The organism is Microcoleus sp. AT3-A2 (assembly GCF_036705685.1).
In the GTDB taxonomy this organism is placed as follows: Bacteria; Cyanobacteriota; Cyanobacteriia; order Cyanobacteriales; family Microcoleaceae; genus Microcoleus.
The window spans coordinates 26,461-51,548 of the sequence record NZ_JAUBVF010000027.1; the positions used below are offsets into that span (position 1 = coordinate 26,461).

A 25,088-nucleotide genomic window follows, 5' to 3' on the forward strand; every position below is an offset into this window, starting at 1 on the left:
AACAGACAACAGTTAGCCGATCGCTGACAGCTAACTTTTATTTTTGGACAGGCAGAGTAAAGTGAAAACAACTGCCTCTATCGGGTACAGAGTCTACCCAAATTTGACCGTAGTGGGCGCGGATGATGCCTTGACACAGAGACAGTCCAATGCCGTAACCATCTTTTGATTTATCTCGCTGCAACCGAAAGCTGTCTTCAAAAATGCTCGCGCAATCTTCTTCAGGAATTCCCGGCCCGCTGTTGCAAATGCTGACTTGAACTTTGTAAGCAGTGCGGTGGAGAATGGACAGATTAACAGTTCCTTGGTCTGGGGTGTACTTGCTGGCGTTGTCAAGCAGGTTGACCATGACTTGTTTGATGCGATCGGGATCGGCATAAACCAAGGGCAAATCTGCGGGAATGTCTGTTTCTATGTTCAGACTTTTCGCCTGAAATTTGTCTTGAAACTGCAAGATTACATCTTGACAAATCGCCCCCAGTTCGATTCTTTTTGGTTCAATGTGGAGTTGAGCGTTTGTACCCCGGGCTGCTTGCAGGATATCTGTAATCATACGATCGACAATTCGGATTTGGCGGCGGGCTTGCTTCATCAAATGAGCCGCCAGACTCGGTGTCAAACGCGACTTTTCCCCCTCTTTCACCTTCTGACTTGACTCCAAAGTCTCCAAAGCCAAAGATGCTGCCGTCAAGGGATTACGCAAGTCGTGGGCTAGCATCGCAATAATCCGGTCTTTCAACTGCAACTGCTCTTGCAGGTGTTCTTTTTCCTGTTTGAGGCGAAAAACTTCATCGGAAAGCTGCACAAGTTCGGCGGCGCAAGCAACGGAATAGATGGGTTTTGCGTCAGTCAGGGTTTCCGCAATAGCTGCGGCCGACTGCTGCTGAGCTGCGTATTCTTCTACAGAAAGCTTCCAGCGGGGCCACCAGTGTTCGAGTTGGGCGATTAAATTGCTGCCGGCGAGAGTTTGTCGCGGATCGGGATGAATTTTGAGCAGCGAGGGAGTGGCTACAAGTTTAAAGTGTTCGGCTAAATCGGGCTGTTCTCCTACATCAATGATTTGAAGCTCAAAGTCCCACTCTGCCTTCAAATCCTTTAGGGACTTGCGGATGTGTCTGGTCTGTTCCCTGGAAGAGGGACGCTTGTCTACAAACAGCAAAAGCTGTAAAAGTGGTGCGGAATTGGCCGGCTGTTCGGGAGAACAGTCAGTGCCGCTGGTGCCTGATGTTGAATGGACGCTGTTGAGCTTTTCGATCGGGTGAAAATAATTGAGCATTGCCGAGCCGAGTTATTTCACTTCTACTTTAATTTAATACTTACTTTAGATTTATGCTATTGTCCGATAATTTCATTACAGGCGGGCAGATGGTATTTTTGAGATGGAAGAAAAATGAGTCGCTGCGGGTGGTGGTTCAAGTGGCGGCCGCCTTTTTTGTGCTGTGCCTGTTGCTGACGCTGCACCGCTACTACAGCTTTTACGCTACTTACGACCAAGGCATTTTCAATCAAGTTTTTTGGAACGGCACTCGGGGTCACTTGTTTGAGAGTTCCCTCTCTTCGGCGTTGTCCACTAATGTGGTTCACCAAAATCAGCTCCCGGAAGTATCTTACTACCGGTTGGGGCAGCATTTCACCCCGGCCCTGATGCTGTGGCTGCCAATTTACTCGCTGTTTCCCTCGCCCGTCACTTTGACGGTGTTGCAGGTGACTTTAATTACGGCGGCTGGAGGAGTGCTCTATGCTCTCGCCAGACACTATCTGGAACCGAGGCTGTCGGCGACAATTGTTGTGAGCTATTACTGCGCTAACGCGGTCATCGGCCCGACTTTGGGCAATTTTCACGATATTTGTCAAATGCCGCTGTATGTCTTTGGCTTGCTGCTGGCAATGGAGAAGCGCTGGTGGCCCTTGTTTGGGATTCTGGCAACTTTAATTTTGGCCGTGCGAGAAGATGGGGGAGTTGTTTTATTTGGCGTCGGAGTTTACCTGATTTTGAGCCGGCGCTACCCTCGGACTGGTTTGGCTGTCTGCATACTCAGTTTTGGTTATATGATCGTCCTGACCAATCTGATTATGCCTTTGTTTTCTGCTGATATATCCCAGCGGTTTATGATGGAGCGCTTCGGTCAATATGCTGATGGAGATGAAGCTTCTACTCTAGAAATTATTTGGGGAATGGTGAGCAATCCCTGGCGGTTGGTGGCTCAGTTATTTACGCCGTTTTTTGGTAAGATTAGATACCTGCTTGGCCAGTGGTTGCCATTAGCTTTGGTTCCTGCTTTCGCGCCTGCGTCTTGGATGATAGCTGGATTTCCGCTGCTGAAGCTATTTTTAGCGAAAGGAGAGTCGGTGCTGGCGATTAATATTCGCTATGCGATGACTGTGGTTCCAGGGCTTTTTTATGGGGCGATTCTGTGGTGGGCCCAGCGTCAAAAGGAAGAAGATAGAATGGTGAGAGAGGAAAGAATGTTTTTGCGTTTTCCTTCTGCTTTATTTCCTCTGCCTTCTTCTTCAAATTTTCGCCGCTTTTGGGGGTTTTGCATCTGTTTGTCGCTATTTTTTACCTTCACTTCTAACCCAAATCGGACTTTTTCTTTGATTTTGCCCGATGCGATCGATCCTTGGGTGCAGGTTCCTCTCGTCAGACAATGGCAGCACGTTTTGCAAGTGCGGCCGCTATTGGCTCAAATTCCTGCTGATGCTAGCGTGGCAGCGACGAATACTATTGTGCCGATTTTGTCAAGCAGGCGGGAAATTCTCAGGTTTCCGATGTTTGAACTCCGCAATGATGCGGGGAAGGCAGTGAAGATGCAATATGTAATTGCCGATTTGTGGCAGTTGCAGCAGTATCAGGCTGCGTTTCGCGGGGAACGCGGACAGTTGCGGGAAATCGTACCGGCGATCGAGCGAATGTCCAAATCGGGAGATTACGGAATTGTTGGCTTTGAAGACGGCGCGATTTTGATGCGTCAGGGTGCTGTTTCTGATTCTGCATCGGCTGCTGCTTGGACCCGTTTTCGCGGCGAATTGGAGCCGATTTTGAAGAAACGGTAAGCGGGTAGTTATGATCGCCATTGCTTCCCTCAGTGGCTCAAATCTTGAGGAAACCTGTTGTTTTCAGGTAATGGCGATCGAGCAATTTCATGCAAAAACCAGATTTAGGCATGATTTTCTGTCTTTGTTGCTGCCAAAAGTCAGGCATTGGGCATCAACTTACGCTCAACTTAAATTTAAGGGTGATAATTATACAATAAATCTGTTAATCCTAAACATTAAGTTATATAAATTATTTGGAGGGAGAAAGATGAAAATTTTGGTATTGGCATGGGAGTTTCCTCCCAGAATCGTAGGCGGTATCGCCCGCCACGTATCGGAACTATATCCAGAATTGGTGAAGCAGGGACACGAAATTCACTTAATTACAGTAGAGTTCGGCCACGCACCGATGTACGAAGTGGTGGAAGGAATACGTGTGCATCGGGTGGTGGTGGGGCACGCCAGGGACTTTTTTCACTGGGTGGCGAACCTCAACCAAAGCATGGGCCACCAAGGCGGGAAACTGATGCTGGAGGAAGGCCCCTTTGATATCATCCACGCTCACGATTGGTTAGTGGGAGATGCGGCGATCGCCCTCAAGCATACCTTTAAAGTACCGCTAATTGCCACCATCCACGCCACGGAATACGGGCGCTTCAACGGCATCCACAATGAAGGGCAGCGCTACATTAACGCCAAGGAAAACGACCTCGCTTACAATGCGTGGCGAGTAATTGTTTGCAGTGATTATATGCGGCGGGAAGCCGAACGGGTACTAGCGACTCCGTGGAACAAAATAGAGGTAATTTACAACGGAATTAGACCAGATAAAAAGCCCCGTTGGCACGAATTTGACGCGATGGATTTCCGCCGCCGGTTTGCTGCTGATGATGAGAAAATTGTCTATTATGTAGGAAGAATTAGCTATGAAAAAGGCATTGGTGTATTTCTAAATGCGGCACCTAAAGTAATTTGGGAAATGGGGGGCAAAGCGAAAATTGTAATTGTTGGGGGCGGCAATACAGACCATCTCAAACATTTAGCTTGGCATTTAGGAATTTGGAATAAGTGTTATTTTACTGGGTTCATGTTTGAGGAACATCTCGACAAATTCCAGACCGTGGCTGACTGCGCGGTTTTCCCCAGTCTTTACGAACCTTTTGGGATTGTAGCGTTAGAAAGCTTTGCTGCAAGAGTGCCTGTGGTGGTTTCGGATGCGGGCGGACTTCCAGAGGTGGTACTGCACACTAAAACTGGCGTTGTTACTGAGGCCAACAATCGGGATTCTTTGGCCTGGGGAATTTTGGAGGTTTTGAAAAATCCGGGTTACGCGCAGTGGTTGGTTGACAATGCTTATCAAGATTTGGAACGCCGGTTTAGTTGGCCGAAGTTGGCGATAGAAACCCAGTGGGTTTATGAACGGGTGGTGGAGGAAAGGGCTGAGGTTGATTGGTAAGAATGCTGACTGTTCACGGTTGACTGTTGACTGTTCACGGTTGACTGTTGACTGTTCACGGTTGACTGTGAGTAGAATATCAAGTTTTTTTGGTGCAAATCTTAAGGATTTGTAACACAATGATAGAGACACTCGAACTTACTTTGAGTGCACTCAGAAGATTTAAAGGGAATTAGCATCTTGAATATTTTTAGGGACATCGATCCCCAACCCAGACGCAGCTTGCTGACTTTATTCACCGCAGGGCTGCTATTCTGGTCGAGTTTGGCTTCGCTACTGCCAACTTTGCCACTGTACGTTCAATTTGTGGGCGGTACAAAACAGCAAATTGGCTTTGTGATGGGTGCATTTGCGATCGGACTTTTGCTATCGAGGCCGCAGTTGGGTAAAATAGCCGACAGCAGGGGGCGAAAACAAGTTTTGCTTCTAGGTGCGTCAGTCGCTGCGATCGCCCCTTTGGGCTACCTGTTAGCTCAATCTATCCCCTTACTGTTAGTTATTCGCGCTTTTCACGGCCTTAGCATCGCCGCTTTTACCACAGCTTACAGCGCTTTGGTAACAGATTTGTCGCCGCCAGGAAAGCGGGGCGAATTAATCGGTTATATGAGTTTGGTGAATCCTATTGGTCTAGCATTGGGCCCGGCTATTGGCGGATTTGTGCAAGCTTGGGTTGGCTATACTCCTTTGTTTGCGATGTCGGCAGCTTTCGCTGCAATAAGTGTATTTTTTACCTGCCAAATTGCGGAACCGAATTTTGCGGATTTAACAAAATCTGACTCGCTATCTGACGACACAAATAGCCAAAAATACTGGGAAATGCTCTGGAATCCTAGAGTGCGGATTCCCGCTTTAGTGTTATTGCTGGTTGGTTTAGTATTTGGAACTTTGAGCACTTTTATGCCTTTGTTTATCCAAGAAACCAAGGCTAATTTGAATGCTGGATTATTTTATTCTACGGCGGCTATCGCCAGTTTCGGTATACGGTTGCTCACGGGACGGGCTTCGGACAAATACGGTCGCGGCTTGTTTATTTCTGGCGGCTTAATCTGTTATGCCGTATCTATGTTATTGTTGTATTTTGCTAACAACAGCAATGCTTTTTTAATGGCAGCTTTGGTTGAAGGTTGCGCGGGCGGTACGGTTTTGCCGATGATGGTAACGCTGATGTCGGACAGGTGCGAACCTCATGAAAGGGGCCGCTTGTTTTCGCTTTGTATTGGCGGATTTGATTTGGGAATTGCGATTGCTGGGCCGACTTTAGGCTTTGTTGCGGAACAAGTTGGCTACAGAAATATGTTTGGTTTTGCGGCTGGACTCGCTGGCTTGGCTTTGCTGATTTTTATTACTCAGTCTAGCAAGGGCTTGTCTAATTCGATGAAATTTGCGATCGGTCGAGGCAAAGATATTTATGCTTTGAATCAGTAAACGGACTCAATCAAAAAAGTTCTGAGTTTTAAGTCGTGAGCTGAATTAATTTCTTAATTCAAAACTCTAAACTCATAACTCAGAACTCACAGCTTATAACGTTTTTAAATGGGCTTGGAGGGATTCGAACCCCCGACCTCATGGTTCGTAGCCATGCACTCTATCCAACTAAGCTACAAGCCCCTGTTGAGTTAAGATTTAATCTAAAATTGATTAAGTTCTTTTCTCACAGAATCTAACAGTAACACCATTACCAAAATAATGCAAGACCTTTCGCAAACTTTTTCTAAATTGCCCGATGTGGCACAGCTAACTCATCTCAACAACAGCGGGGAAGCCCAAATGGTGGACGTTTCGGCGAAGGTGCAGACTGTGCGACAAGCTGTGGCTGCAGGCCGGGTGCGGATGTTGCCGGAGACTTTTGCGGCGATTGAAGCGGGGAATGCGCCGAAAGGTGATGTGTTGGGCACTGCAAGGCTGGCTGGAATTATGGCGGCTAAGCAGACGGCGCATTTGATTCCTCTGTGTCACCCTCTGCCGCTGAGTAGCGTGGAGGTGCAGGTGATGCCGGATGCTGGGTTGCCGGGGTATCAAATTCGGGCGACGGTGAAAATTAAGGCGGAAACAGGGGTGGAAATGGAGGCGCTGACGGCGGTTTCGGTGGCGGCGCTGACTTTGTATGATATGGCGAAAGGATTGGAAAAGTCGATCGCCATTGAGTCAATTCGACTGGTGAGCAAAAGCGGCGGCAAGTCAGGCGACTATGAAAATTTAGAGGCCTAAATTTTCTGCCTTGAGAGGGATGTAGAATTCAAAAAGCTGCACTTAAGATTAAAATAGGCAGAGAACTACTAACATCAAGTGAAAAACTATGCCTCCTCGTTGGCCCCGCAAACCCGATCGCAATGATCCAGAGTACCGCCGCTTAGATGACCGGATGAATTTTGCTATCCACGTCGGTCTTTTTTCTGCTACCAATTCTGGTTTGTGGTTTGTTCACAATTTGCAAAAGGCTGATTGGCCTTGGGCAATTTCGGTAACGGGTGGATGGGCTCTAGTAGTTTTTGCCCACGCGATTTACCATTTTGCGATCGCCGATTATTCGCCCCTCACCAAAGATTCTGGGTGAAGGCAGTTGTCGGCGATTGGTTAAGTCTTTTGATTGATAACCAATAACTTTCGGCTTTTTTTGATATGGCTAATACTACACAGGCGATCGAATCCTTAGCAGCCGAAATCGGCGAAAATGTCTACATTGATATTGCCAAATGGCATTTGTATCTCAATGATGCTCACCTGCATACAGTTGTTGCTGAACAACTTTACCCCATGCTGGAAGATGGGAAGTTTGATGCTGACAAAGTGGGACAAGTTTTGCAAGGAATTCAAGTCAAGTTGGGCGGCGGCAAGCGGGAAGTGCCACTGGCAGATTTAATTCCGATGCAGTGTCAAGTTCAATTGATGGATGTTCTTGAGGAATTTCAGCGGAAAATGTAAAGTAAAGGGCGGGTTTTGTACGCAGATTGTGGGCGTTGTGTCTGGTATTTCGCCCTTAACCCGCCCCGACAATTTTATTTATTTGCGAAAACGCGCCCGAATGCGATCGACAAACATATTAACTTCCGGCAATTTCATCTGACTGACAAACAGGGCAAAAACCCCTAACCCTACAAAACTTGCCACACTCAACTGCACTAATTGAATTACCAAACCTTCAGTACCCAAAACTCTTTGACAGCCTTGCAGAGTAGCCAACGTCACGAAAGCGGTTAAACAACTGCCAGAAGTTAACCCCAGGAAAGGTAAACTCCACTCTCCCCAAGGTAGGCCGCCCAGCTTTTTATCTAATAAGTACAAAAGCATAATCATCGAAATAAGATTCACTCCCACCGTCGCCAAAACTAATCCGGGCGCGCCAAAAGCTCCAACTAACAAATAATCTAGCAGTCCGTTCAAAAAGATATTGATAATACTGATGCGGAAAGGCGTTTCCCCGTCTCCCAAAGCGTAAAATACCCGTACCAAAACGTCGCGTCCCAAATACACAAACATTCCAATACTGTAAGCCATCAATATCGGCGTGACAAACAGCGAAGCCTCCCGATCAAAAGCATAGCGTTCGTAAACCACGCGGACGATCGGCCCGGCAAGTGTTACCATTAAAGCGCTCAGAGGCAGCATCGTAAGGGCAGTCAAAATTAAAGATTGACGAATTCGAGCTTTTAATTCCGGCCAATCTCTCGGATCGGTGAGGCGAGAAAAGATGGGTAGAAATGGCACTAAAATTACATTAGAAATAATGCCTAAAGGCGTCATAACTAACAAGCCACTGTAACCTAACGCAGAGGCAGCTTGAGGGATGTAGGATGCGAAAAAGAGGTCAGTATAGACATTAATTTGCAGCATTCCTGATGATAAGGTCGCAGGAACCATCACCTTAATTACTTCTTGCACTCCCGGCCGTTTAAAATTAAACCGCAAACGCAATGTTCCCAAGCCGGCGCGCCACTGCGCCACCAGTTGCACCAGCCACTGCAAAACTGCGCCCGCTAAAGTTCCCCAAGCTAACACTAAGCCACCAATTAGTGCGTATTCTGGTTGAATAATTTTGTCTCCGAGTTGCAGTGCGAGAATCCCTAAACCGCCGACAAGTGCAACGCTAGAAAATAAAGGACTAATCGAAGGCAACCAGTACATATCGGCAGCGTTGAGAGTGCCGAAACCAATGCCGATTAAGCCTGAAAGTAACGCCATCGGCGCCATAATCCGAAATTGCTGGACGGCAATTGCTTTGATTTGTAAACCTTCTGTTGTCCTATTTAATCCCGGTGCCACCAAATCGATCGCCGGATCTGCAAAAATAATTAAAGCGACTGTTACCAACAGCAATATGCCCCCGACTAAGGTGGTGATAGTCTCGACTAAGGGTGCTGCTTCTTTTTTATCCCGGCGAGCTAAAACACTGACTATGGCGCTGTGAAATGGCCCGTTAATCCCTCCCAGCAAAATAAATAAGAAACCAGGGATGACGTAGGCGTAGTTGTAGGCATCGACGGCGACACCGACTCCAAAGGCTGCGGCGATCGCAATTTGGCGCACCAATCCAAAGACTTTGCTAATTAGAGTGGCGACTGCGACAATGCCGGCAATCCCTGCGAGGGAACGAGAGGGCTTCTGTAATTGGGACACAAATGGTTACAAACGCTAGTGCTAAAAGGATTCACTTATTTTAATCGCGAATCGGGAGAATCATATCATGAACTGATAAAACTTCTAGGGGGAATTGCGTTTATACCAATTTTATCGATATCACTGACTTGCGGCAATTCAATAATCGATCGGGACTATTCGTCCTAACTACCAACCGCCGTTTCGTGCTATGATGCTTCAATCTAAAATCTACAATCTACAATCTACAATCTACAAATGATGAAACAAATGAGTTGAAAAAAGCATATAAATAACATATAGTTGATAACTGATGACTGATTGTATGAGTTCCAAAACTTATTTCAAAAGTTCGGAGCCAGGTATTCTGTTATAGCTAAAATCTAAAACCTAAAATCTAAAATCTAAAATCTAAAATCTAAAATCGAATGACTGGTTTAATTTACCAATATCCTCCTCTTTTACCCGGAATTCTCATCAAACGTTACAAGCGATTTTTTGCAGAAATCGAACTAGATTCGGGAGAAATAATCACCGCGCACTGTCCGAATACTGGCCCGATGACTGGTGTTTATATTCCGGGCAATCCAGTGCTAGTATCTCCCAGCGACAATCCTAAACGCAAGTTAGCTTATACTTGGGAATTAATTAAAGTTTGCGACACTGTGCCAACTTGGGTGGGAGTTAATACTGGGCTGCCAAATCGAGTAGTTAAGTTAGCTTTAGAATTAGGTTTGTTTCCTGAGTTGGGCAATTACAGTTTAATTCAACCGGAGGTTGTTTACGGCACTGATAAAAAAAGTAGAGTAGATTTTTGGCTAACTGGTGAGGAAAAACCGATTTTTCTGGAAGTGAAAAATACAACTTGGGTAAAACAGCAGTTGGCTCTATTTCCCGATACAGTGACGGAGAGGGGACAGAAACATTTGAGAGAATTGATAGAAGTGGTGCGGCAGGGTTCGAGGGCTGTAATGCTGTATTTTATTAATCGTGGGGATTGTACTGATTTTGCTCCGGGGGATAGTGCCGATCGCATTTACGGAGAATTGTTCAGACAGGCGATGGGTGAAGGTGTAGAGATTTTGCCTTGCCGGTTTGACGTGACGCCGGAAGGTGTGCGCTATTTGGGATTGGCAAAGCTTGATGTTTGAGGACACGATCGTCTTGTATTATTAAATTTTTTTCACCCACAATTAAAACCCGATCGCCATCAACAACCGGGCATGGTAAAACTATCATTTAACCAAGAGCGATCGCCTCTTATCGTTCAGTCGGTAAATAATGGAAATTCCAGCACAAATCCAGGTAAAACATCTTCTCCAGAAAGTTGTGTTGGTAAAGAGCGAACCTCTTTTGTTTGTCCCTGTCGATAAATTTCTACCTGCTGATTCTGTGGATTAAACAACCAACCCAACCGCACCCCACTTTGCAGGTATTCCAGCATTTTATCTTGTAAGGTTTGCAGATTATCCGATCGCGAGCGCAGTTCAATCACAAAATCCGGCGCGATGGGGGGAAATTTCTGTCGTTGTTCTGGAGTCAGTGCTTCCCAGCGAGACAATTCCACCCACGCTACATCAGGAGAACGAGATCCTCCACCGGGCAATTTGAATAACGTGGAAGAACTAAACACCTTACCTAGTTGGGTTTGGCGATTCCAAATATAAACTTCACCGCCGAGATCCATCTCGCGACTACCGCTATCGCCGCCAACTGGAGACATCACAATTAACCTTCCTTCAGCATCGCGCTCGATGGTCAATTCAGGATTACTGAGACAGAGTTGATAAAACTGCTCATCGGTAAATTGAACGCGATCGAGATTAACTTTTAGGGGTAACGTCAGCAAGGTCATCGTCATTACTCCCGATCTTTGAGACCTGATAATTTCTATTTTAAGATAATGTTTCGCTTACAATACACTTGTAGCATCTAATAAAAAAGAGCGATCGAACTATGGGAATGACCCTGACCGAAAAAATCTTAGCTAAAGCATCAGGCCGCACTAAAGTTGAGCCCGGAGAAAATATCTGGGTAGAAACAGACGTGTTGATGACCCACGATGTCTGCGGGCCCGGCACCATCGGCGTTTTCAAACGCGAATTCGGTGAGAATGCTAAAGTCTGGAACCCCGACAAAATCGTCCTAATTCCCGACCACTACATTTTCACCAACGACGAACGCGCTAACCGCAACGTCGATATTCTCCGTGATTTTGCCAAAGAACAAGGGATAAAATACTTTTACGACATCACGGATCGATCGGACTTCAAAGCAAATCCCGACTACAAAGGAGTTTGCCACATCGCGCTAGCACAAGAAGGTCACACCAGACCGGGCGAAGTGCTGTTCGGCACCGATTCCCACACCTGCAATGCCGGCGCTTTCGGACAATTTGCCACCGGTATCGGCAATACAGACGCGGCTTTTATCATGGGAACCGGCAAACTGTTAATCAAAGTTCCCGCAACCATGCGCTTTGTGTTCAACGGCGAACTGCCGGATTATTTGTTAGCAAAAGACCTAATTTTGCAGATTATTGGTGATATTAGCGTTGCTGGTGCTAACTACCGGACGATGGAATTTGCTGGCGATACAGTTGAGCGTTTGACGATGGAAGAACGGATGACGCTGTGCAATATGGTGATTGAAGCTGGCGGTAAAAACGGTACGGTTGCGCCCGACAAAACTACGTTTGATTACGTTACTTCGCGGACTGACAAACCCTTCGATTCATTTTACAGCGATGGGGATGCTAGATTTTATAGCGATCGCACCTACGATGTCAGCAAATTAGAACCAGTCGTCGCCAAACCGCACTCTCCCGACAACCGCGACTTAGCCCGCAACTGCCGCGATGTCAAGATCGATCGAGTTTACATCGGTTCCTGCACCGGCGGCAAAACCTCCGACTTTCTGAATGCCGCCCGCATTCTCAAAGGAAATCAAGTCAAAGTTCCGACTTATTTAGTACCAGCAACTCAGAAAGTTTACGAAGATTTGTTTGTCACCAAATACGAAGGTCAAACGCTTTCGGAAATCTTCTTAGCGGCTGGTTGCATCGAACCCGCAGCGCCTTCTTGCGCCGCTTGTTTGGGCGGCCCGAAAGATACTTTCGGGCGGATGAATGAACCCGAAATTTGCGTGTCTACAACTAACCGCAATTTTCCCGGTCGGATGGGGAATAAAGAAGCGCAAGTTTATCTAGCTTCGCCTTATACGGCCGCCGCTTCGGCGCTGACTGGGCACGTCACAGATCCGCGCGAATTCCTGTGTTAGATAGTTGCTTTTAGCATTCTTTAAGGTTGACACAATGGCTGATGAGTTTCCGGTTATTGTTGTTCCAGAATCTGATTACGATCTATCTGAAGAAGAACAAATGGGAACTAAGAATAAATTCTGGTTCCCTCACTCAGAATTTGGTCGCTGCTTGTACAAACAGTCTCGACCGAATACAGGTGAAGATTGGGCAGAAAAAATTGCAGCCGAGTTGTGCAAATTGCTCGGACTGCCCCATGCTCAATATGAACTGGCAACTTGGAGAAGTCAACGCGGAACTGTCTCACCATCATTTTTGCCCGATGGTGGCAGTTTCATTCCTGGGAATCAAGTTTTGTCTGCGAACGCACGGCACAAAGTTGATATTGTGTTGAATGCGATCGCAGACAATTCTGTTAATTTGCCCCTCCATTGGGTTCCGCCAGTCGGGATAGAAACAGCAATAGAAACTTTTATCGGATATTTGCTATTAGATGCCTGGATTGGCAATACAGACCGTCACTCAGAAAATTGGGGTGTATTAGATAAACCAGAAAGTGATCCTACTTTAAATATCGCCAGATATCTAGCACCAACTCACGACCATGCCTCTAGTTTGGGAGTGCGGATATCTGATGAACAACGGCAAAAGAGACTGATTACAAAAGATACTGGCTATTCTGTCCAAGCTTATGCTAAAAGATGCTGTTCTCAGTTATATGCTAGCGATAATAGACCAAAGCGTCTCAAGACTTTTGAGGCATTCTGGGAAGCAGCGCTATACTATCCCCAAGCAGCCCAAGTTTGGCTAAATTGCCTTGCGAGGATTTCATCTAATGATACGCTAGCCATTTTTAACCGGATACCGCGCCATCGCATTTCACAAATTACCATTGACTTTTCTCAACAAATACTTAATTTTAACAGAGAAAGGCTACTTGAATTGACAGGAGATTTGCTTTGAAAACACTATTTTTGGCTTGGCAAGACCCGGTCAGCCGTTCTTGGTTTCCGATTGGTCGATTGACATTTAACGGTAAAGAATACCAGTTCAATTATACAAATGGTGTTCTAAAAGCTCTACTTGAGTGCTGGTTTAAACCCTTGCCATCTTTCCCTGATTTCAGTAAGGTTTACACTTCACAGAAACTGTTTCCCTTGTTTTCCAATCGAGTGCGGCCGCGATCGCGCCCTGACTACCCTGAATTTGTACAGTGGTTGAATATCCCTCAACACGAAGATGACCCAATTGCTTTATTGGCCCGCAGCGGAGGGAAACGGGTAACTGATAATTTTGAGGTATTCCCCTGTCCCGAACCGGATGAAAATGGACGTTACCGCATCCATTTTTTTGCACATGGACTGCGACACCTTCCCAAGCCGGCAATTGAACGGATTAATGGGCTTCAAGTGGGCGAACTTTTGTATTTAGCCCACGAATTTCAAAATCGGCACGATTCCTCTGCTTTGCTTCTGTGTACTGAAGATCACTGGATTGTAGGCTATTGTCCGCGCTATCTTTGCGGGGATATTTTGAAAATTATCTCGCAGGATCGAGAATTAGTTCGCGTAGAAGTCGATCGCCTCAACCAACCCCCAACACCCCTACAGTTCCGCTTGCTGTGCAAGATTACTGCCGATTGCCAGCAAGACTTTCGCCCCTTCAAAGGCCCGATGTACCAGCCGGTTAGCAATGATGTTTTAGCTGCAAGTGCGATCGGATAATCAGCAACAATAAGTAAGTAAAATTACGATGGCATAATTAGGGAAAAAGTCAAGTTAATTATTGTAAATTGAATATAGAAAATTGCACAATTTAGACCAATAATTAGCTAAGTGTTGACATTTTTTACATAGTAGAGTATGTTTGAGCTAATTTATCGATTCCCAATTTCGCGTTCTCAGTTAAACCCATACAATTTATGAAAATCATTAGAGCTATACGCTGCTAATAATTTTCATAAGTATTGTTGCGCTAAATGAAACAAATTCGAGTTCTATTTTTTATACTTAGAACTCGTATGGGTGCGAAATTGACCGATTAGAAACTTCCGCAAATTGTGAGTATGAACAAAAAAATAAAGATTGGGGTTGCTGAAGCTTTTGGTACTTTTGTGTTGGTATTAGGTGGATGTGGCAGTGCGGTCTTAGCTGGAGACAAAATCGGCTTTTTGGGAGTTTCGATCGCCTTTGGCCTGTCTCTCTTAATCATGGTTTATACGATCGGGCCTATCTCTGGATGCCACATTAATCCGGCGGTAAGCATCGGTTTAGTAGTTGCCAAACTGATCGATGCTGTTTTGCTTCCTTATTATATAGGCGGTCAGATTGTAGGGGGAATTCTAGGCGGTCTTGTTTTGTACATGATAGCATCAGGAAAACCAGGATTTGATGCTGCTGCGTCTGGATTTGCATCTAACGGTTTTGCAGAACATTCTCCCACTGGTTACGGACTTTTGGCAGCAGCTTTGACGGAAATTGTACTGACTGCTTTTCTGTTATTTACAATCATGGGTACTACCCATCCCAAATATCCCGTCGGTTTGGGCGGAATTCCCATCGGCTTGATGCTGGTGTTGATTCACTTAGTCGGAATTCCCATAACTAATACTTCAGTTAACCCAGCTAGAAGTATCGGTGTTGCACTTTTTCAAGGCGGATGGGCAATCCAACAGTTGTGGGCGTTTATTGTATTCCCAGTGATTGGTGGAATTATCGGCGTTTTGGCTTATAATCTCATTAAACCCACTATGGAAGAAATTTGATCGAGGATCAAAAATAAACCGGGTTTATTGATTTTTTTAGGGTGGTAGAATTCATCCGGCAACTTAAGAAACCCGGTTTGTCGATCGCACAACTTGATAAAATTGCAAGTATTCGGTAAATAGGTGCCATGATTACGATCGTGATGGGAGTCTCAGGTTCTGGGAAAACTACTGTTGGCAAGTTGCTGGCGCAATCTCTCAACTGGGATTTCAGCGATGCTGACGATTTTCACCCATCAGTTAATATCGATAAAATGAGTCGGGGCATTCCTTTAGAAGATGCGGATCGCCTTCCTTGGCTATTACAATTGCAAGGTACAATAGACAGGTGGCTGTTGGAAAATAAAAATGTCGTTTTGGCTTGTTCTGCTTTAAAAACATCTTACCGCGAAATGCTCTACCGAGACCAAAAGCGCATGAAGATAGTTTATCTAAAATGTTCTTTTCAGTTATTAGCCACAAGGTTAAAAACTCGCGAAAATCACTACATGAAAGCAGACTTGCTGTTAAGTCAGTTAGACAGTCTCGAAGAACCTGAAGATGCAATTATCATAGATGCTTCGCAGCCGTTAGAGTTAATCTTGCGCCAAATTAAAAATCATCTGATGTGCGGTTAATTGCCCACAATAAAACCTCTAATACCAAATCTGGCTTAAATACCCCTTGATTTCTTAGTTTCTCTCAGCTAGGAGGATAGTTTGTATAGGAATCCTCACATCATTTGTGAATTTATTACGGACTCTCTGCAGGTTCGGGGAAGGTTGGGGTGGGGTAAAAAATTTACGACTCCTGCAAGGATTGATATATAGTATGGATTTCAAACAGCCGGATTGATGTTTTTTAAGGCGGATTTAGTATAAGAGTTATTTTTTTTGGCGTTGCTGATTCACGGTATGAATCAACTTTTCGCTTGATGTTACAAAACTCACCATACTTGGCTTATAGCAATTGGAAAATCTGAATTCCTACCTGTATTCAGCAACGCCTTTTTTTTTCTGATTAACCGAGTTTCTGAACCAAAATTAGCCCCCTCTCCGTTTCCAGACTGATAGGTTTGCGGCCCTAATTTTTGTACAAATATAAGAAAGCTTCTACTTCAGCCGCGGTTGGTTGAGATCTAATTGCCCCGGGTTTCATCGCTGTCATTGCACCTACCGCACTGGCATAAGTTACAATTGTTTGGGATATTTTGGGATCGGCTAAATTCTTAATTCCCTGCTTGCACAACTGTCGCACAAAACCAGCCAGAAATGCGTCGCCTGCACCTGTTGTATCCTCAACATCTACTGTAAATGCGGGGATTTTTCCTTCATTTTCCGAGATACAATAAGCGCAACCTTTCTCGCCTGCTGTCACCAAAACGCCTTCTACAGAATCGAGGCGGTAGGTAATAGCTCCAGCGTCGGTAGTGTCAAACAACCATTCGGCTTCTTCCTCAGATAACTTGACAAAATCAACTTTTTTTAATATTTTTCTAATGCGCGCTTTTGCTTCGTCTGGATTAGGCCAAAACACGGGACGCCAATTGATGTCAAGTATAATTTTAACGTCGTACTGTTCTGCTAGTTCGATCGCTCGGACGATCGCCTCTCGACTTTCAGGATAAGCTAATTCTAAAGTGCCTAGCACTAAATATTCGGCATTTTCAAACAGCACTTCGGGTAGTTGTGCAGCGAGGAGGCGGGTGTCAGCAAAATCAGCAGTATCAAATTTGCCAAAACCGGCAAAAGATCGATCGCCCGCTTCATTCCGCAAGACATAAACTTGCCGCGTAGGCGCACTTGGATGTCGCTGCACTCCAGCGATATCAACCCCTACTTCTTGCAATACCTGCACTAGGGAATTCCCCAATTCATCCCCACCTACAGCACCGATAAATCCCGCCATCGTCCCCAATTTAACCAAAGCACAGGCAACATTAGCAGGAGCACCGCCGGGATATGCCGTCCAAGATTCTACCTCTTCGAGAGATACTCCTGGTTTGTCTGCTAAACAATCAAATAAGATTTCACCCAGACACAGAACGCGAGGATAAGTCATATCTATTTTAGATTTTAGATTTTAGATTTTAGACCAGCAGTAGACAGCTCAATAATTATTTTTAACCCATCCCAGAAAAATTGCAAGCTATTTTTTAATAGCTGCTCCTATAATATCAGACTTACTGATATTGGCAGTTACTCCCTAAAGGCTCAAATATAGTGCGGGGGTATCAGTTAGTTGTTTTACGCGCCAACATCTGCAGGTTGGGCCCGGATGTCAGATGGAGGTAGGTAAAGGCAGCATCCGCCACCCGACGCACAAGGAGTAGTGGCTGCCCGTCTTGCCTTGTGCGCGCTGGGTTTGCACTTGTGGCGATTCTGCAAGCGAGTTGGTGCTTCTGGCCTGAAAAAGTAGCACAGCAAATTTAATTTTCTCTTCATACTTGATCCCTCATCCTTTAGAATTGTAGATAGGTAAATATGCAGACATAGGAAAAATTTATGAGTGGGATTGTCTCTGGAACCCCTGTCACCCTGTCGGACAGAGAATTGCAAGTGGTAGAGTTAGTAGCGGCGGGATTGACTAATGAGAAAATCGCCGAAAAGTTAGAGATTAGCAAGCGTACAGTTGACAATCACATTAGCAATATCTTGAACAAGACGCGCGCTGACAATCGAGTTACGCTTGTACGCTGGGCGTTGCAGTGGGGAAAGGTATGTTTGGACAATATTAACTGTTGTCCTCTACCGCGGCCGATCGATAAAGAAGTATCTTAAGTAGGGGATCAGGTTGGGGACAGGCAAAGAAATGATGCAAACGGCACAAGAAAAACAACTCCGCTATCAAATTCAATGCCCTGGATTGCCACTGGCGGTGTATCGCGAAGTGGCGATCCATTTGCGTCAAGTTGAAGGGGTGGAAACCGGTTTAATTCCGCAGCAGTCGCAGCGGTTTGATTACTACGACAGCCAAGTTGGGGGTTTGTGGATACTGTATCCTGAAGGGTTCGATTTGACAGGTCGCGAGCGGGTCGATCGCATTTTGGCTTATTATGGCGATCGTTATGGAGCGTGGGAATTATTAAGTCATTAGTTATTGTTAGCTGTTAGCTGTTGACTGTTGACTGTTGACTGTTGACTGTTAACTAATAATTAATGACTAATGACTAATGACAACTGACAACTGACAACTGACTAACAAAATGAGTGCAATTAAAACTTTACCGGGAACGCGGGATATTTTGCCCGCTGAAATTCAATATTGGCAAAATATAGAAGAAGTCGCTAGAACCATTTTAAAAAAAGCGGCTTATCGAGAAATTCGGACGCCAATTTTTGAACAGACATCTTTATTTGAACGTGGCATCGGCGAAGCTACCGATGTTGTAGGCAAAGAAATGTACACTTTTAAGGATAAGGGCGATCGATCGACTACTTTGCGACCAGAAGGCACCGCCGGAGTAGTTCGAGCTTTTATTCAAAACAGTTTGTACGCGGTGGGAGACGTGCAGCGTCTGTGGTATGCGGGGCCGATGTTTCGCTACGAACGCGCGCAAGAGGGAAGACAGCGGCAGTTCAATCAAATTGGCGTGGAAGTCTTGGGGAGTGCGAATCCTCGTGCGGATGTCGAAGTAATTGCGATCGCCTGCGACATCCTGCAAGCGATCGGTTTAACCAATTTGCGCCTCGATATTAATTCCGTCGGAAATAAGCAAGACAGACAAAATTATCGGCAAGCATTAATAGATTATTTTACACCGCACAAAGACGAATTAGACGCCGATTCTCAAGACCGCTTGACTCGCAATCCGCTGCGGATATTGGACAGTAAAAATCAGCGCACTCAAGAAATTGTTAAGGGCGCGCCGAGTATTTTAGAATATTTGGGTGACGAATCGCGAGATCACTTCGATAAAGTGCAGCAAATGCTCACAAATTTAGGAATTAGCTATCAATTAAATCCCCGATTAGTGCGCGGTTTAGATTACTATACTTACACCGCCTTTGAAATCATTTCCGACGATTTGGGAGCGCAAGCAACAGTCTGTGGTGGTGGCCGCTACGACGGTTTAGTCAAGGAATTGGGCGGCCCAGATACGGCGGCAGTCGGTTGGGCAATGGGAATCGAAAGGTTGATTATCCTGTTGCAAAAGTTGCAACCTTTGCCCGCGCCGAAGTTAGATTTCTATTTGGTATCTAGGGGCGATAAAGCCGAACAGCAATCAATCTTGTTAGCGCAAAAATTGCGGGGTGCTGGGTTTAGTGTTGAGATAGATTTGAGCGGCAGTGCGTTCGGAAAACAGTTTAAAAGAGCCGACAGAAGCGGTGCTGTTGGGTGTTTGGTTTTGGGTGATGCGGAAGCTGAAAATGAGACGGTACAATTGAAGTGGTTGGCGAGTGGCGAACAAAGTGCGATCGCCCAATCTGAACTACTAGCAATGACAAACGAGCTACAGCAGAAAATTAACAACCCTTAGAACTCTCGGTTTTAGCCCAGTCTAGACCCCCTAAATCCCCCTTAATCAGGGGGATTTTGAATTCCCATCCTCTCCTTACCAGGCTCTGCCCGGTAACGCATATCCAGAGGTTCTGCCTCGTCATTAAGCCATTAACAGTAATCCCAAAAACCAAGAGATATAATTTAAACATTAAAACATTTAACCTCTGATAAACTATGTCTGTAGCCACTAAAAATTATGAAACACAACTCACAATCACCTGGCCGCTACTACCAGAAGATTTTCAACTACCAGACGACCCAGTGGAAGACGAAAGCGAACCATTATTAGCCGCCGCTTTGCGCCAGCCACTAACAGGATTTCCTGAATTAATGCAGGAGGCCTTAATTGTTTCCAACTTTGCCTTGTGTGCCGGCATAAGTTTCCCAGGTTCAAGCAGCGACGAACAGCGTATTATCTGTAAAGCACCAGATTGGATGTACGTGAAACCCGTTAATCCAAAAAATGTCTCGCAAGTCCGCCGTAGTTACACGCCACACACAGAAGGAACCATCCCCCAAATCGTGATGGAATTTCTTTCAGAAACCTATGGAGAAGAATACTCCGTAGAGTTTACCTCGCGGGTGGGAAAGTGGTTTTTTTACGAGCAAGTAATCAAAGTCCCCCGATACGTCATATTCCGAGCGAAAACAGCTCATGTAGAAGTTTACGCTTTAGAATCAGAGCGTTACAACTTGCAAAAACCTGATGAAAACGGACGTTATTGGATACCGGGATTAGACTTGTTTTTAGGAATGTGGCAAGGAACGCACGAAGGAAGGACAGGCTGTTGGTTGAGGTGGTGGAATGCAGAAGGCGAGTTGTTGCTTTGGTCGGAAGAAAGAGTAGAACAAGAACGCCAACGGGCCGATCGCGAAAAACTCCGCGCTGAAAGATTGGCCGAAAAACTGCGTCAAGCCGGGATTGAGTTAGATGACGAAGAGTGAAATATTAACCGATCGGTCGAGTTCGATCGTGTTTTGGTATGATGACACTCTTGTGGTGGGGGCATCCAGCCCGCCCTTGGCTAACTTTGCACTCCTATGTTAATCGAACGTCTCCAGGCGATCGCCTGGACAAAAAAACCGCGACTCATATCCTTATTTTCTGGTTGCGGCGGCATGGATTTGCCATTCCACCAAGCCGGATTTGAGGTAGTTTGGGCGATCGACTCCAATCAACACGCCTGCAAAACATTCAGCAGAAACATTGCTGATGTCATTATCAACGACAGCATAGAAAATATAGACATTGCACAAGTTCCCGAAGCAGAAATATGTATAGGAGGGTTCCCCTGTCAAGATTTCTCCCTAATTTGGAAACGCCCCGGACTTGAAGGAACCAGAGGCAATTTATATACATACTTTCTCGATTTTGTCAATAAAAAAAAGCCCAAAGCTTTTGTAGCAGAAAATGTCAAAGGCTTATTAAGTGCAAATAATTATCAAGCAATAAAACAAATAATTTCTGACTTTGAAAGTATCGCTCCGGGCTACTTAGTTAAACCTAAACTCTACAACTTTGCGGATTACGGAGTTCCTCAATTTCGCCAAAGAGTGTTATTAGTTGGCATTCGGATGGATACAGGATTTAACTTTGTGCATCCTCAGCCAGAATACGGTCAAAATCGCAAAAATTCCTATCGAACAGCGGGCGAAGCACTCAAAAATGTGGAAGCAGTTCTTGACAATAACCAACATCATAAAATTCAAGCCCGCACCGTTGAAATTTTAAATCGAATTAAACCGGGGGGAAATTTCTCTGATATTCCCAAGGATAGTCCATACTATGTCAAAGGCATGATCAGTCATGTTTATCGGCGAATTCATCCAGATAAACCATCATCGACAATCATTGCTGGTGGAGGTGGCGGAACTTGGGGTTATCATTATTTAGAACCGCGTTCTTTGACAAATCGTGAAAGGGCAAGATTGCAAACATTCCCCGATGATTTTGTTTTTGAAGGTTCTACGACTGAAGTACGGCGGCAGATTGGCAATGCAGTGCCGCCGCAGGGAATTGCTGCTGTTGTTGAGTCTTTGATTCCGCTATTTAAGGGGAATTATCCGCAAGTGGATTTATATGAAATGAGTAAAAAGTTGCAGGGCATGTCAATTCAACAACGATTAAAATGGGCTGAATAAGAGGTGTGCGAGCATAGTTTACAGTTAATTTCCAATGTGGCGGTATATCTGAAGCTTAACATTAGCTGGATCTTGGTTTACGATTAAAGAAAATACATCAGGAGGGAAAGTCAATGATCAAGTTTGACATAGGCTACTACACTGATTTTAAATTGCCCAGCAACTCAACTATTCCAGAGCAGTTACAGCAAACACTTCACACAGTTTGGGACAGAAAATATGACGATTTATACGAACGAGGCGGAAACAGCGATGTAGAAGAAGCCTTTGTAGAAGTAATGACAGCCTTTGGAATTCCTAATGATGCAATATCCCATCAGCGATACGTCTATATGGCTTATGGAATAGCATTAGCAGCCAAACCGACCATTAAACATTACTTTCCTGAAGAACACAAGGCTGATATCGTTCAAGGAATTGTATCTTGTTGGCTGAAGGATAGCTGTGAAATCCCAGAAACTTGGGCTGATACCTTGTTTCCTAACATCAACAAAATCGGAAAATATCAAGCTACTGACGAAGCTTACAATATCTTTTACGGCTTGCTGCAAACACTCAATACGAAAACAGCTTATAATGCCATCTTAGATATTCTGTATGATGCGATTACTGGTGATGCCATTTCTGGTTTTACTGAAGCCAGACGAGATATGTTTAATTGGTGGCTGATAGAAGTAACTCCTGCTGCTTATTGTTTAAAGCTGCCATCTACTTTATATTCTGGAAAATGGGAATTTCCGCCACTGAGTCAGTGCGCTTAAGTGATGACAAAAGTAATTGGAAAAGAGTGCGTGTTGCTGATTGTAGTTAACTTAAGGCACCGTGAAACCTTTGAGCGATTCCCTACGGGATAGCTTCGCTCGCGCGGACTTTTCCTCCTCCCTCAAGCCCTTACACTGCACCAAAACCCCAAAACCCCCCAAACCAAACTAGAAGTTCCAATACGGATTGAAACTTCTAGACTCGTTTGGACAAGAATAAGGGGACGCACTCAAGAGCTATTTATCGTTTTTGTGAGAATTTTTGCCGCCTTCGCGACCGATCTCTGACATATGCTCCCGATCTTGGCTGACTGTTTCACCACCCTTGCGACCAGCCTCTCTCGCTTCCTCGGAAGTAAACTCATGTGCTGTTCCTTTTTCGTGGGCAGCTTTGCCGCCTTTGCTGGCAATTTCCCGCTGTTTATCTTCATCCATTGAAGCAAATCCACGGTTGCTTGTATCTGTCATGATGCAACTCCTTTATACTCAACTTTTTCGTTTTGGTTTACAGGTCAAAAAACTTGCAAAACCTGTTTGACTGATAGTAATTACTTGCAAGTTATAGGTCATTGTAAAAAACTAAAAACATGGAAACCTCTATCTAAAAGAGTAGTTTTGAACTAATGATGATGTCGCTGTCAAAACCGATTTATTGTACCTAGCTCTACTAATTCAGGTAGCAGTTAAACGCCCCAAAAGGCTTTGTCAATCTTTTCCAGTTTAGTCATTCGGGCGATTCGCTACCCTACCCTACGGGAACCCCTACGGGGAACGGGAACCCCTGCGGGAAGATAGCTTCGCTTCACGACTGGTTTGGATTCGGGCGAACCTTTCTGGCGCAATAAAACAGACTAAACCGCGAGTGTGCCGATCAACAAAAACTCGCTCTCCCAGTTTTCAAAGAGCGCTTCGATAAAGTGACCGCTTCCAAGATACTCAACAACAACAATCTGGGGCTGCTAGCGATCTTTTAGTTCTTGACTGTAGTCGTGATGACCGGTGATGATTTGACTTACCAGTGAGAAAAAGAACAGCCCGAACATGACTAGGCTGAGACTGTTTTCTCGAAAAAAACGTCGCATAGGAGTGGGTAGGGATTTTGGTACAGGGCGGGGGATAAGGATAGAGTGCGATCGAGCTTACCCTACTCGAAAGCCTACGGCGTAGAGCCTTTATCATTCCTTATACTTAACGCCTGCTCTAACTAACGTGATGTTATGAGGAGAATTTCTAGGTCATCATCTAGCCAGAGGAGGACAACGTTCTCATAGGTGAAGCCTATATCGTTCCTCAAGATGAGAGCAGGTACATTTCCACAAAATAATTAATTAGGCACCATCAAACCCTTCAATATTCTCCCCTTTTCCTCTTCCTTCAACCCCTTACACTGCACCAAAACCCCAAAACACCCCAAACCCATCGGATCGATCAATTGATGCAAAGCCTCCCGGCGCCGCAAAAACGTTGCCAAATCCAATACTTCCGCATCATTTGTAGACAGAGAAGCAATACGATCGCCCAAACCCAACGCCATCAAAAATAGAGCCTGCTGAGTAAACCCCACCACATCCAAACCGCACAATTCACCCTGCCTTTCCAACGCCGTAAAATTAACATGAGCCGTTAAATCCTGCCGCCCCACATTAATATAAGGATTGCTGTGATATCGGTGGCGATAATAACACTGTAGCGTCCCCTCCCTGCGCCTCGGATTGTAATAGCGGTGCGCCGGATAACCGTAATCAATAGTTAACAAATATCCCCGCTGCAACTTTTGAGCAACTGTACTCATCCAGTCCAAAGCCGCCAAATTCACCTCACTGCGATAACCATCCCCATAAACACTCGCCGACAAATCGATGCTTACCAAATCCAAATATTCGGCAATTTTAGGCGTGGAAACTTCGCCAATTACTTCAACAAAGTTTATCTCTTCTTGTTCATTTTTTGGGGTTTCTGCGGCAACGTAAATCTCCCTAACTTGCCCTGATTCCAGAATGAATTGATGCACGGGCAAAGCATCCACTAACTCGTTAGAAAAGAAACAACCGACTATTGAATTATTAACTATGTCATCCCAATTACACCACTTAACACACTTGATATCACTTAACCTTTGGCGTTGTTCCGCTTGAAGTCCAGGGGCAACTTCAATAATAATGTATTCTAAAATATGAAAGAAATCGGGATGTTGCCGTTGCAGATATTGCAGCACATTGGCTGCAAAAGTTCCCCGCCCAGCGCCCATTTCTACGATCGCGAAATTTAAAGGTCGATCCTCTTCGAGGGCTCCGCTAACGAGAAATTCCCACATTTCTACAAACTGATCCGCCAAAACCTCCGCAAAATCAGCACCCCAATGAGACGACGTGATAAAATCGCCTTGTTTGCCGATCGACTGGCGATCGCTATTGTAATAACCGTGCTGCGGATGATATAATGCCAAATTCATATATTCAGCAAAAGTAATTCGCTGCTGCGGAGTTGCCGCAATTCTTTCGCAGATTAAAGCGCAGAGTTCCGGGTTGCTGTCATTGATATCTGATTGCTGAACTTTCATAATTTATCGAATCAAAGTTGATGTTATTTCCTTTG

Annotated in this window: 25 protein-coding genes, 1 tRNA gene and 1 pseudogene; 18 read left to right on the plus strand and 9 right to left on the minus strand. The window is 45.2% G+C overall.

The window, feature by feature from the left end; all coding sequences use genetic code 11:
• Positions 1-37 precede the first annotated feature (37 nt).
• Positions 38-1,276: a histidine kinase gene (locus tag QUB37_RS16510; protein ID WP_333163822.1), complete on the minus strand. Its 1,239-nt coding sequence runs from the start codon at positions 1,274-1,276 to the stop codon at positions 38-40.
• 53 nt (positions 1,277-1,329) lie between these two features.
• Between QUB37_RS16510 and QUB37_RS16515 the strand changes: the two genes are divergently transcribed.
• From QUB37_RS16515 to QUB37_RS16525, 3 genes are all read left to right on the plus strand, one after another.
• Positions 1,330-3,054: a DUF2079 domain-containing protein gene (locus QUB37_RS16515; RefSeq protein WP_445300032.1), complete on the plus strand. Its 1,725-nt coding sequence runs from the start codon at positions 1,330-1,332 to the stop codon at positions 3,052-3,054.
• A 250-nt stretch (positions 3,055-3,304) separates the two neighbouring features.
• On the plus strand, positions 3,305-4,492 hold the full coding sequence (locus tag QUB37_RS16520; RefSeq protein ID WP_333163828.1) for a glycosyltransferase family 4 protein: 1,188 nt from the start codon (positions 3,305-3,307) through the stop codon (positions 4,490-4,492).
• A gap of 180 nt (positions 4,493-4,672) precedes the next feature.
• Positions 4,673-5,917 carry an MFS transporter gene (locus QUB37_RS16525; protein WP_333163831.1) on the plus strand — a complete coding sequence of 415 codons (1,245 nt, stop codon included), beginning with the start codon at positions 4,673-4,675 and terminating at the stop codon, positions 5,915-5,917.
• Positions 5,918-6,026: 109 nt separating this feature from the next.
• Here the strand turns inward: QUB37_RS16525 and QUB37_RS16530 are convergent.
• Positions 6,027-6,100: transfer RNA gene (locus tag QUB37_RS16530), tRNA-Arg, on the minus strand.
• A gap of 78 nt (positions 6,101-6,178) precedes the next feature.
• On the opposite strand from QUB37_RS16530, the gene moaC reads away from it, so the two are divergent.
• The 3 genes from moaC to QUB37_RS16545 all read left to right on the plus strand — a co-directional run bounded on the left by moaC (position 6,179) and on the right by QUB37_RS16545 (position 7,414).
• Complete coding sequence (gene moaC / locus QUB37_RS16535; RefSeq protein WP_333163834.1) at positions 6,179-6,700, plus strand: cyclic pyranopterin monophosphate synthase MoaC; 522 nt, start codon at positions 6,179-6,181, stop codon at positions 6,698-6,700.
• 88 nt (positions 6,701-6,788) lie between these two features.
• Positions 6,789-7,046 carry a 2TM domain-containing protein gene (locus QUB37_RS16540; protein WP_333163836.1) on the plus strand — a complete coding sequence of 86 codons (258 nt, stop codon included), beginning with the start codon at positions 6,789-6,791 and terminating at the stop codon, positions 7,044-7,046.
• A gap of 65 nt (positions 7,047-7,111) precedes the next feature.
• On the plus strand, positions 7,112-7,414 hold the full coding sequence (locus QUB37_RS16545) for a DUF3181 family protein (RefSeq protein ID WP_333163838.1): 303 nt from the start codon (positions 7,112-7,114) through the stop codon (positions 7,412-7,414).
• Between the two features lie 78 nt (positions 7,415-7,492).
• Here QUB37_RS16545 and murJ read toward each other — a convergent pair whose 3' ends face one another.
• Positions 7,493-9,106 carry a murein biosynthesis integral membrane protein MurJ gene (murJ, locus tag QUB37_RS16550; protein ID WP_333163840.1) on the minus strand — a complete coding sequence of 538 codons (1,614 nt, stop codon included), beginning with the start codon at positions 9,104-9,106 and terminating at the stop codon, positions 7,493-7,495.
• A gap of 407 nt (positions 9,107-9,513) precedes the next feature.
• Between murJ and sfsA the strand changes: the two genes are divergently transcribed.
• On the plus strand, positions 9,514-10,236 hold the full coding sequence (gene sfsA / locus QUB37_RS16555) for a DNA/RNA nuclease SfsA (RefSeq protein WP_333163842.1): 723 nt from the start codon (positions 9,514-9,516) through the stop codon (positions 10,234-10,236).
• Between the two features lie 116 nt (positions 10,237-10,352).
• Here sfsA and QUB37_RS16560 read toward each other — a convergent pair whose 3' ends face one another.
• Positions 10,353-10,940 carry a Uma2 family endonuclease gene (locus tag QUB37_RS16560; RefSeq protein WP_333163844.1) on the minus strand — a complete coding sequence of 196 codons (588 nt, stop codon included), beginning with the start codon at positions 10,938-10,940 and terminating at the stop codon, positions 10,353-10,355.
• Between the two features lie 101 nt (positions 10,941-11,041).
• On the opposite strand from QUB37_RS16560, the gene QUB37_RS16565 reads away from it, so the two are divergent.
• The 5 genes from QUB37_RS16565 to QUB37_RS16585 all read left to right on the plus strand — a co-directional run bounded on the left by QUB37_RS16565 (position 11,042) and on the right by QUB37_RS16585 (position 15,725).
• Positions 11,042-12,364, plus strand: coding sequence for a 3-isopropylmalate dehydratase large subunit (locus QUB37_RS16565; RefSeq protein ID WP_333163846.1), 1,323 nt, complete (start codon positions 11,042-11,044; stop codon positions 12,362-12,364).
• Positions 12,365-12,398: 34 nt separating this feature from the next.
• The gene (locus QUB37_RS16570) at positions 12,399-13,307 is read left to right on the plus strand and encodes a hypothetical protein (protein ID WP_333163849.1); all 909 of its coding nucleotides are present in this window, start codon (positions 12,399-12,401) and stop codon (positions 13,305-13,307) included.
• Positions 13,304-14,068, plus strand: coding sequence for an HIRAN domain-containing protein (locus QUB37_RS16575; RefSeq protein ID WP_333163851.1), 765 nt, complete (start codon positions 13,304-13,306; stop codon positions 14,066-14,068). The genes QUB37_RS16570 and QUB37_RS16575 overlap by 4 nt, the downstream gene beginning before the upstream one ends.
• Before the next feature lie 341 nt (positions 14,069-14,409).
• Positions 14,410-15,108: an aquaporin Z gene (gene aqpZ / locus QUB37_RS16580; RefSeq protein ID WP_333163854.1), complete on the plus strand. Its 699-nt coding sequence runs from the start codon at positions 14,410-14,412 to the stop codon at positions 15,106-15,108.
• A gap of 128 nt (positions 15,109-15,236) precedes the next feature.
• Positions 15,237-15,725 carry a gluconokinase gene (locus tag QUB37_RS16585; RefSeq protein ID WP_333163856.1) on the plus strand — a complete coding sequence of 163 codons (489 nt, stop codon included), beginning with the start codon at positions 15,237-15,239 and terminating at the stop codon, positions 15,723-15,725.
• 445 nt (positions 15,726-16,170) lie between these two features.
• On the opposite strand, the gene QUB37_RS16590 is transcribed toward QUB37_RS16585, so the two are convergent.
• Together QUB37_RS16590 and QUB37_RS16595 are read right to left on the minus strand one after the other, a co-directional pair.
• A complete protein-coding gene (locus tag QUB37_RS16590; RefSeq protein ID WP_333163859.1) occupies positions 16,171-17,148 on the minus strand; it encodes a carbohydrate kinase in 978 nt (325 codons plus the stop codon).
• A gap of 185 nt (positions 17,149-17,333) precedes the next feature.
• Positions 17,334-17,531: a hypothetical protein gene (locus QUB37_RS16595; RefSeq protein ID WP_333163862.1), complete on the minus strand. Its 198-nt coding sequence runs from the start codon at positions 17,529-17,531 to the stop codon at positions 17,334-17,336.
• A gap of 60 nt (positions 17,532-17,591) precedes the next feature.
• Between QUB37_RS16595 and QUB37_RS16600 the strand changes: the two genes are divergently transcribed.
• The 6 genes from QUB37_RS16600 to QUB37_RS16625 all read left to right on the plus strand — a co-directional run bounded on the left by QUB37_RS16600 (position 17,592) and on the right by QUB37_RS16625 (position 22,493).
• Positions 17,592-17,867, plus strand: coding sequence for a photosynthetic electron transport-dependent transcriptional regulator PedR (locus QUB37_RS16600; protein WP_006633901.1), 276 nt, complete (start codon positions 17,592-17,594; stop codon positions 17,865-17,867).
• 34 nt (positions 17,868-17,901) lie between these two features.
• Positions 17,902-18,183: a hypothetical protein gene (locus tag QUB37_RS16605; protein WP_333163930.1), complete on the plus strand. Its 282-nt coding sequence runs from the start codon at positions 17,902-17,904 to the stop codon at positions 18,181-18,183.
• A gap of 109 nt (positions 18,184-18,292) precedes the next feature.
• The gene (gene hisS / locus QUB37_RS16610; protein ID WP_333163864.1) at positions 18,293-19,567 is read left to right on the plus strand and encodes a histidine--tRNA ligase; all 1,275 of its coding nucleotides are present in this window, start codon (positions 18,293-18,295) and stop codon (positions 19,565-19,567) included.
• Between the two features lie 197 nt (positions 19,568-19,764).
• Positions 19,765-20,535, plus strand: a complete 771-nt coding sequence (locus QUB37_RS16615) for a Uma2 family endonuclease (RefSeq protein ID WP_333163866.1) — start codon at positions 19,765-19,767, stop codon at positions 20,533-20,535.
• A 96-nt stretch (positions 20,536-20,631) separates the two neighbouring features.
• Positions 20,632-21,732 carry a DNA cytosine methyltransferase gene (locus QUB37_RS16620; protein WP_333163869.1) on the plus strand — a complete coding sequence of 367 codons (1,101 nt, stop codon included), beginning with the start codon at positions 20,632-20,634 and terminating at the stop codon, positions 21,730-21,732.
• Between the two features lie 113 nt (positions 21,733-21,845).
• On the plus strand, positions 21,846-22,493 hold the full coding sequence (locus QUB37_RS16625) for a hypothetical protein (RefSeq protein WP_333163871.1): 648 nt from the start codon (positions 21,846-21,848) through the stop codon (positions 22,491-22,493).
• 237 nt (positions 22,494-22,730) lie between these two features.
• Here QUB37_RS16625 and QUB37_RS16630 read toward each other — a convergent pair whose 3' ends face one another.
• From QUB37_RS16630 to QUB37_RS16635, 3 genes and pseudogenes are all read right to left on the minus strand, one after another.
• Complete coding sequence (locus tag QUB37_RS16630) at positions 22,731-22,961, minus strand: KGG domain-containing protein (protein ID WP_333093183.1); 231 nt, start codon at positions 22,959-22,961, stop codon at positions 22,731-22,733.
• 383 nt (positions 22,962-23,344) lie between these two features.
• Positions 23,345-23,575 (minus strand): annotated as a pseudogene (locus QUB37_RS29865) (DUF6766 family protein).
• A 242-nt stretch (positions 23,576-23,817) separates the two neighbouring features.
• The gene (locus QUB37_RS16635; protein WP_333163874.1) at positions 23,818-25,053 is read right to left on the minus strand and encodes a class I SAM-dependent methyltransferase; all 1,236 of its coding nucleotides are present in this window, start codon (positions 25,051-25,053) and stop codon (positions 23,818-23,820) included.
• Between the last annotated feature and the right edge of the window lie 35 nt (positions 25,054-25,088).